The organism is Sporosarcina sp. GW1-11, from assembly GCF_033088395.1.
Lineage (GTDB): Bacteria > Bacillota > Bacilli > Bacillales_A > Planococcaceae > Sporosarcina.
This window is the reverse complement of the sequence record NZ_JAPMIW010000040.1, coordinates 1-9,133: the sequence shown is the minus strand read 5'-3', so window position 1 is coordinate 9,133 and position 9,133 is coordinate 1. Positions and strand designations below refer to the sequence as shown.

The following is a 9,133-nucleotide window of genomic DNA, read 5'->3' as shown; positions in this document are numbered from 1 at the left end:
TCAAGAACCGCAGGGACTGCGGGGATCGCTTGGCAAATAAGAGAAACCTCTGATTGCGGTGTATGCCACCCTAGTTACGTAGGCTCTGTTCCCAAGAATCTCCCACTTCAATTAGACCACAAGGTCGAATAAGTGGGGAGTAGTTCAATGTACTTTTATTTAAAACAGTGTGTCCCCAATACATAAATAATCGACTGGTTTAAGGAGGAAGGAATGTTTTCAAATTACTTCGTAAAAGTATTGTTCTTAGTTCTGACGTTGTTGTCGTATCCGCTTTCCCAGATGCTGAAGTAAGTTCATAAACGAAGCCATGTGCCGCTTCTTTGTATAGTGATCAAGGCAATGAAGCTGAACCTGTTCCCTAAATAATTCATTGGAAATCGGTACTGTCCAGTGCGCAAATGCAGTTTTTCGTGTAAACTGATCCATGTGAATGTCCTTTATTTTGGATTTGGATGGATTACTGCTTCCAACCCATTATAAAGGATTTTTTGTAGAAAAGAGTAAGTAAAGAGTATTCAGAATATAACACACTAACTCGTTATTTTAATGCGACACTAGTGATTATAGCTAACGAAATAAAAACGGCCACTTGAAGTTTAATTTATCGAATAAACGAGTGTTGAAAATAAATAAGCACCATTCCTGTTAAAAGCTTTTGGGGACTTGAACATAAAAAGCCCTCTAGGTATGATGCGGGGTGTCAAATCAGCACACGACAAATAGCATGAAATTTACGCAAAACGCCAAAATTAATCAAGTAAAATAAGGTAACAGTTTCCATCACAAATTAGAAACAATTCTGAGTAACTAGAGTTGTGTGTGTTCTAAAACATTCGGAATAAGGTTTAGAATCAACACAGTAACCAAGAGTGAAATGATCATCATTTCAAACGTAAGCTAAGAAGAAGTTTGTAAAGATAATGTTTTTGCTCGTTTAAAGTATGTTATGAGTAATAATAAGGTGGCTGTGTACGAAAAAAACATGAATGTGCAAACAATCATGAAAGTTTCATGCACAGGCATCTTTATTAAGATATTGCATAGAAGACCAACTTCCGGGCAGTATCTTTAGTAGGCATACTCCTACGAAAAATCTCGTAAAAGATTAATCCCGCAACTTTCAAACACCCCCATCGTCATACTATGCTGTACACAACCAATAAAACTCCGCAGCAATAAAGCAGGTGAAACCCATATGAAAAGATCCGAGTATAAGGAACAACAACATAAAAAAACACCAAAAAAGAAAAGCAGTCTGATGAAAAAGATCACCGGTTTCGTATTCATCAGTGTAATGTTTGCCGTTCTTTGCACACTCATCGTACTGAATGTCTTCATAACATTCAGCGATGTAAGTAAACTCGAAGAAGCCGCACCAAGATCGACGGTTATTTACGATCCGAACGGAGAAGTGATCAGTAAGGTTTCGAATTCGAATATTGAAGGTGTAACGATCGATCAAATTCCGAATACGCTGGTCGAAGCCGTCATCTCCGTGGAAGATCAACGATTCTACAAACATCACGGCATTAATTATTTGAGGATGGGGCGCGCCTTGCTCGAGAATGCATTCAAAGGCAAAATCGTGGCAGGGGGCAGTACGATTACGCAGCAACTCGCGAAAAATGTATTTTTGACGCAGGAGCGCACGTACTCGCGTAAATTCAAAGAACTGATCCTCGCAAAGAAGATTGAACGGGAGTATTCGAAAGAGGAGATCATGGAACGTTACCTCAATCAAATCTATTTCGGTAACGGGGCGTGGGGTGTTCAACGTGCAGCGCAGACCTATTTCGGTAAGGATGTCAGTGAATTGACGTTAAGCGAATCTGCCACAATAGCAGGCATCATCAAAGCTCCGTCGCATTTATCGCCTACGAAAAATATGGAAAAATCGGTGAAACGGCGTAATCTGGTGTTGTTGCTGATGCTGCGTGAACAGTATATTAGTCAGCGAGAATATGACGAGGCGATTGGACAGAAACTGGCACTGACCGATTCGACAGTGCCGGATTATAAAGCGGAATATCCGTATTATATCGATCGTGTAGTGGACGAGGCGGTCAATATGTACGGTTTGACGAGAGATGAAGTGCTGTCCGGTGGGTTGCATATTACGACAGAAATCAATCCGGTCGTCCAGAATGCGCTGGAAGAAGTGTATGCGGATGATAGATATTTTCCGAGAAGCACTCCAGATCAACTTTTGCAGAGCGCCTCTGTTTTCCTGAATCCTAAAACAGGCGGGATTCTGGCGTTAGTCGGTGGGAGAGGAGAGTATACGCAGAAACGCTTCAATAATGCGACTGACCTCATACGGCAACCTGGATCTGCGTTAAAGCCGCTTGCCGTCTATACTCCAGCACTTGAGGAAGGCTACCATATGTCGGATTTGCTTGTGGATGAACCTATTGATATGGGTGGATACTCTCCGAAAAACCTTGATCAGAAATATAGAGGAAGCGTGACTATGTACGATGCACTTACACAATCGTATAATATTCCTCCTGTCTGGCTGTTGGATCAAATCGGAATCAAAAACGGCATGCGTGCAGTGGAACGGTTTGGAATTCCATTAGAAAAAAATGACCGTACGCTTGGATTAGCCTTGGGAGGAATGAACAAAGGCACTTCTCCTTTGGGGATGGCCCAAGCGTTTTCTGCATTTGCGAATGATGGAGTGATGGAGGAAGCGCATGCGATCACAGAAATTAAAGATTCGGAAGGAAAAGTGCTCGGGAAGTGGCGGGGTGAGTCTGTACACGTGACAGATGCGGAAGTTGCCCAGCAAATGACCTATATGCTGCAAGGGGCTGTAAAGGAAGGTACTGCCAAAAAAGCACAAATTTCCGGTGTGGACGTGGCGGGGAAGACAGGCACCACGCAGCTCCCGTTTGAAGGAGTGGACGGTTCAAAAGATCATTGGTTCGTTGGCTATACACCGGATATTGCCGGTGCGGTCTGGCTCGGATATGATCAAACAGACGCCGACCATTATTTAACCTCTACCAGCAGCTTTACCGCGACGCCTATTTTCGCGCAGGTAGTTTCAAAATCAGCCAGCGAATTAACTACAAAGAAATTTGATTTGTCGTTAATTGATGAAGAAATAAAAGAGCTGAAGAAGCAGAAGAAAAAGACAAAGGAAGAAAGAGAAAAGAAAGAGAAGAAAAAAGAGAGCGACAAGAAGAGAAAAGAGTTTTGGGAGAGTATCGAAAAGTGGGGACGGGACTTGTTTAATGGTAAAGAGGACTAAAGGCAAAGGAAATAAGGTGCCTGTGTGAGAAACAAACGTCAATGTTTCACGCACAGGTCCTCTTCATTATTAGAATTGGCACTTCTTTAAGCTACCTTTTGGACGTTAAACTTCTATTCCGGCAATCCCAAATCCTCCAGGTCCAGAATGTGTCGAGATCATAGCACCCGCTTCAATCCAAATACTATTTTTAAATCCTTTTTCCCATGCAATTTCATTGATCCGTTCTTTGATCGTTTCACTAAGTCCGATGGAGTATATAAAATAAATTTGTTGTCGATCCATATCGTATTGCTGTAAATAATCAAGCAGTAAACTTTCAGCGACTTTGCTCATTTTCCCACGATATTTTTTAGTTGAAACGAGCTTTCCTTCTACTAATTCAATACATGGTTTGATTTTCAACAAAGCACCTCCGAGATATGCCATATTGCTGACTCGTCCGCCCGCTCTTAAAAAATCTAAGCTGCCGGGAAGGAAGGCGAGTCTGGTTTTTGGAATTATCGATTCGATTTTTTCCAGCAAGTCAATAGGATCCATCTCAGGTTCTTTCTCTAGCAGTGTAACCGCATACATAACAATCGCAGTTAATCCGCCTGTAACGTTTAATGCATCAAGTAAATAAATATCCTCTACATCTTCCGCTGCTAGTAACGCATTTTGAAAGGAAGCAGACGCTTTTGATGTATACCCTATATGAACGATGATACGATCAGGAAATTCCGTTCTAATTCTTTTGAAAAACTCTTGATACTCATGGACATTCGTGGCAGAGGTAGAAGGGATCTTTTTTGTACGATCATAAAAATCATAAATTTCATTTACGGGTAGATGACCATCTAAATAGTCCTGACCCTCCATGATGACGTGCATGGGTATTACTTGTACATTATGTTTCTTCGCTAAAGATTCTGGCAAATCGGCACCGCTCTCAGTCGATAAAATGATTCTACTCACTGTACATCGCCTCCAACTTACATTCTATTAGGTGTGTAGGGTATTGAATTCACTCTAACTATACATGAAAAACAGGAGATGTATGTTTTAATTTTAATATCAGGTATGAGGACTTGGTACGCAAAATTCACAACCTCTTTTACAAAGAAGAAAATCGGAATACATTCATGAGGAGAAGCGCTACCCACGCCTCTCTTTTTAGTATAGTCTTAGTATAGTAAAACATAATACAATGAAATAGCATGGGAGTAAAAAATGAGAGTATATAAGAACAGAACTATCAGTATGCAGGTGTGGTTGACCGCTTTGGTGTGTGCGGTTGTCCTTGTATCCCTTTCTGTAACAGGTTATTTGATAGGTAGCAAGGCAGCTGATAAAGCAAGGAGTTATCAGTCGGAAAAGGCGATGGATATTGCAATTGCTATAAGCCATACACAGCCGGTGATTGACGGCTTGACGGGAAAAGGACCAGTTGAAGATATTCAGACATTCACCAAATCTATACAGGACGATACGCATGTTGAATATATCGTAGTCATGAATAACGAGCGCATCCGTCAATCCCATCCGATAGCTGAGCGAATCGGCCAATATTTTGTGGGCGGTGACGAAGATCGGGCATTTCAGGGGGAGCAGTATACCTCTATGGCTACAGGGACGCTTGGAGAATCGATGAGGGCGTTTGCACCAATCTGGTTTGAAGATGAAATTGTCGGTGTAGTTGCAGTCGGCATTATGATGAACAACGTCCGTTCCACTGTTTTTCAAAGCATAAAGACAAGCTTTATCGGAATTGGGTTTGGTTTACTGGTCGGCTTATTCGGGGCAGTTTTATTGGCAAGAAAAGTGAAGCGTACTTTATTTGGACTGGAACCAAGGGAAATAGCTCTACAACTTCGTGAGCGCGAGGCGATGCTCGAGGCGGTTCGCGATGGCATTGTCGCAATCAATGACAAGGCGGAAATTGTTTTAGCTAATCAAGCGGCAGTCACGCTTTTCCGCAATGCGGGTGTAGGGGAAGATCCTATTGGAAAGCCTATTCAATCTTTTGTTCCCTCATTGGCGCTTCAGCAAGTGCTCGAGCATAAAAAGCCTCAGTATGATCAAGAACAAAAATTGAATGGACTGGATATCATTGTTACCCAAGTACCTGTCGTTTCCAACAATCGTTTAGTAGGTGCACTCGCTATATTTCGTGATAAATCAGAACTGACCTCCTTGGTGGAACAACTATCGGGAGCCCGGATGTATGCAGAAACGCTCAGACACCAAACGCATGAATTTATGAATAAACTGCACGTGATCATGGCGATGGTTCACACGAAATCCTATGATGAGCTAAAAGAATATACTGCCTATCTTTCAGATGCCTACCAAAAAGAAGCGGGCGCTGTTTCAAGACTTGTCAAAGATCCAGTCATTGCGGGCTATTTAATGAGTAAATTAAGCGAATCACGAGAATCCGGGGTGTTAATCGAATTATACGGAGAAAATCCGATTCCGCCGTTAAAAAAAGTGGAACATATGGATAAAATTATTACAGTGTTGGGGAATTTATTAGATAATGCCTACGAAGCGGTGAGTGATCAGGTGGCTGGCGAGATTCAATTAACGCTTGATTATGACGAGTCCCAATTGAAATTCAGCGTCAAAGATAATGGCCCTGGGATTGGTGGAGACAATATTGAGGAAGTATTTGAACGGGGCAAGTCTTCGAAAGGTGAAGATCGCGGGTACGGCCTGTACCTTACTAAAACCGCATTGGATGAGATAGGCGGCACTTGGTCTGTATCTTCTATGAAAGGAAAAGGGACACAGTTTGATGTAAGTATCCCCTATAAAGGTGAGGAATTATGATTCAAGTGTTAATTATTGAAGATGATCCGATGGTGGCGAAATTCAACGCTATTTATTTGGAAAGTATCTCAGGTTTTTCAGTTGCCGGCTTTGCGAAAAATATTGAGGAAGGCAGGGAATTTCTTCGGTTGTCACATGTGGATCTCATATTGCTAGATGTCTATATGAAAGGACCAACCGGGCTTGAGTTGTTAATGGAACTTCGAAAAGAGGGCGACTCGGTAGATGTTATTTTAATTACCGCCGCCAATGATAAAGCCACTGTGCAACAGGCACTTCGCTATGGAGCTGTTGACTACGTCATTAAGCCATTTACTTTTGAGCGATTTCAAAATGCATTGTTGCAATTTAAAAAACAATTTCATTTGATGAACCGTCAGGAGCAAATCAGCCAAGAGGAAATTGATAATTTGCTTCAAACTTCCAACAGGAAAGACCGCAAAACATTCGAGCCACCGAAAGGACTGACGAAAATAACACTCTCACGTATTGTCAAGCAAATCATCGCATGGGAGGGAAAGACATTTTCTGCTACAGAACTTGCAGAAAAAACCGGAATTTCAAGCGTATCGGCAAGAAAATACTTACATTATTTAGTTGAACAAAAACTAATTGACGCAGATGTAATCTATCAGGAAACAGGCCGTCCGTTGACGAACTACTTTCTGAAGCCGGAGAAGGTGGATATCCTTCAATCATTGATGACTAGTTAATATAAAACGGTATTTTAATAAGCTTCCAAGCAGTTTGGCGATAGTTTTCGCAGCTGCTTGTGTTGCTTTTTTTAGTTACAAAAGGTTTTTCTTGCTTATATAATATATATTTGCTGAATAATCTCACTTATAGTTATCCCAATAAGAAAGCGTTTACGGAGGGATGGCAATGAAGCAAATAGTATCAGGCGCTTGGCAAGGATTATGGCGCTCGCATAACCAGGCAAAGGATTTACTAAATTTCTTTTCTAATAAGAAAAGTATATTGGCAAAAAATGATCGTTTGGCGGTAGGGGATGAACATAAGTTACACCAACCGCCGGATCTGGACCCCGATAAAAGTCGGTCTTATTCTACCGCACAATTGGTAGGATTTATTCTTGGTCCACTTCTGTTTATGATCATGATGTTCTTTTTGTCACCTGAAGGGATGAGCGCGGAAGCAAAAGCAGTGCTTGCCGTCACGTTGTGGGTGGCGACGTGGTGGATTACAGAGGCGATTCCGATACCTGTGACATCGTTGCTTCCGATTTTTCTGTTGCCGGTGACCGGAGCTATGGATGCCGATACGGTGACATCCTCATACGGTAATGATATTATTTTCTTATTTTTAGGTGGATTTTTTATTGCGACGGCAATGGAAAAGTGGAACTTGCATAAACGGCTGGCGTTGGCGATCATCTCTTTCATCGGCACGGGAACTCAGAGAATCCTGCTTGGTTTCATGGCAGCCACGGCATTCCTATCCATGTGGGTTTCCAATACAGCTGCGGTAATGATGATGATTCCGATGGGGCTGGCGATTACTGCCCAAGTAGCTACTGCATTAAAAGGAAGACCGGAAGAAAAGGAGTTACCGAAATTTGAGAAGGCGCTTATTTTCGGAATTGGTTACGCAGGAACGATCGGTGGGCTCGGTACGCTTATAGGTACACCGCCCAACATTATTCTGGCTGCACAAGTCAAGGAATTATTCGATGTGGAGATTTCTTTTGCAGGCTGGATGCTTGTCGCTGTACCAATTGTCATTGTGCTTTTGTTTTCTACATGGATTTATCTTGGAAGATTTGCATTTAAGATGAACATTAAAGGCTTGCCCGGCGGAAAAGAAGTCATTCGTGAAGAACGGAACGCACTGGGCAAGACGACATTTGAAGAAAAAGCGGTAAGTGTAGTGTTTGTCTTTGCAGCATTTATGTGGATTACACGAGAATTTCTTTGGATTAATATTCTTCCAGGTTTAAAAGATGGGATGATTGCGGTATTGGCCGCAGGATTGCTGTTTGCCATTCCGACTTCCAAAAAATTTGGGAAGCGCATCCTGGCGTGGGAGGATTCAAAAGAAATTCCTTGGGGAGTATTGCTTTTATTTGGAGGAGGACTTGCAATTGCAGCCGGTTTCCGCCAAACGGGGCTTTCCGAATGGATCGGATCGCAGTTGACGTCTTTGGAGGGTCTCAATATAATCGTCATCATCGCTCTCTCCGCGTTGCTCGTTCTGGCATTGACTGAATTCACATCCAATACGGCGACAGCTACCATGATTCTCCCGGTATTGGCCGCTCTAGCGCTGACTCTGAATATACATCCTTTTGCATTGATGGTCCCGGCTGCAATGGCTGCAAACTGTGCCTTCATGTTGCCGGTCGGTACACCGCCGAATGCAATTATTTTCGCAACGAACCGGCTGCGTCTGACTGAAATGGTCCGGGTTGGATTTATCATCAATGTATTTGTACTCGTACTTATCGTACTGGCCGCATACTACTTGCTCCCTCTAGTATGGGGAATAGATTTGCAAGTGATCCCAAATGAGTTTTATGAGAATTTTAAGTAAGAGAAAATGAGAAACTGTCAAGAACTTTCGAATTCCACAACGGTTTAATGAAAGATACCTTTAATTGATGTATATGGATGAACCCACCGGCATGAAAGTGCTGGTGGGTTTTTGGTGTTATGGATTGTGATGTATAAGAAGTGGTCCGGATGAAGTGGGGGAAACACTTCGCGTGGGTACAGCGCGAACGAGGTTTGGTAGTATCGCGCCAAAAGTATGGCAGTCCGCGCGAAAACCAAATTACAGTGCGCCAATCCTGCTCAATCCCGCGCGATAGGTAGAGCGAATCGCGCCAAAAGCATGGCGTACAGCGCGAAAATCAAATTACAGCGCGCCAATCCTGCCCAATCCCGCGCGATAGGTTGCATAATTACCTTACAGTAGACAGTATAAGAAAGCGCTCCTAAAGGACAGACTACATCCTGAGGAGTGAGATCATGACTAGAAAAACGTATGAATATGAACTGAAAAAGAAAGTGGTGGAGCTTTATTTTGAAGGGCATGCCGCAA

At 42.6% G+C, this 9,133-nt stretch carries 5 protein-coding genes; 4 read left to right on the top strand and 1 reads right to left on the bottom strand.

Annotated elements, in window-relative coordinates; all coding sequences use genetic code 11:
- The first annotated feature begins 1,198 nt into the window (after positions 1-1,198).
- Positions 1,199-3,259, top strand: a complete 2,061-nt coding sequence (locus ORD22_RS15015; RefSeq protein WP_317646963.1) for a transglycosylase domain-containing protein — start codon at positions 1,199-1,201, stop codon at positions 3,257-3,259.
- A gap of 105 nt (positions 3,260-3,364) precedes the next feature.
- Here ORD22_RS15015 and ORD22_RS15010 read toward each other — a convergent pair whose 3' ends face one another.
- Entirely contained in the window at positions 3,365-4,216 is an 852-nt protein-coding gene (locus ORD22_RS15010) for a DegV family protein (RefSeq protein WP_317646962.1), read from the bottom strand.
- Positions 4,217-4,471: 255 nt separating this feature from the next.
- On the opposite strand from ORD22_RS15010, the gene dcuS reads away from it, so the two are divergent.
- From dcuS to ORD22_RS14995, 3 genes are all read left to right on the top strand, one after another.
- Complete coding sequence (dcuS, locus tag ORD22_RS15005; protein ID WP_317646961.1) at positions 4,472-6,073, top strand: DcuS/MalK family sensor histidine kinase; 1,602 nt, start codon at positions 4,472-4,474, stop codon at positions 6,071-6,073.
- Positions 6,070-6,786 (top strand): response regulator, encoded by a 717-nt coding sequence (locus ORD22_RS15000; RefSeq protein ID WP_317646960.1) that lies wholly within the window; start codon positions 6,070-6,072, stop codon positions 6,784-6,786. Before dcuS ends, ORD22_RS15000 begins: the two co-directional genes overlap by 4 nt.
- Positions 6,787-6,955: 169 nt before the next feature.
- Positions 6,956-8,623: an SLC13 family permease gene (locus ORD22_RS14995; protein ID WP_317646959.1), complete on the top strand. Its 1,668-nt coding sequence runs from the start codon at positions 6,956-6,958 to the stop codon at positions 8,621-8,623.
- Positions 8,624-9,133: the final 510 nt, after the last annotated feature.

What these genes read in the sequence shown, in the direction of transcription:
- ORD22_RS15015 (WP_317646963.1), top strand. Translation starts at nt 1,199, where the DNA reads ATGAAAAGATCCGAGTATAAGGAACAACAACATAAAAAAACACCAAAA.
- dcuS (WP_317646961.1), top strand. Translation starts at nt 4,472, where the DNA reads ATGAGAGTATATAAGAACAGAACTATCAGTATGCAGGTGTGGTTGACC.
- ORD22_RS15000 (WP_317646960.1), top strand. Translation starts at nt 6,070, where the DNA reads ATGATTCAAGTGTTAATTATTGAAGATGATCCGATGGTGGCGAAATTC.
- ORD22_RS14995 (WP_317646959.1), top strand. Translation starts at nt 6,956, where the DNA reads ATGAAGCAAATAGTATCAGGCGCTTGGCAAGGATTATGGCGCTCGCAT.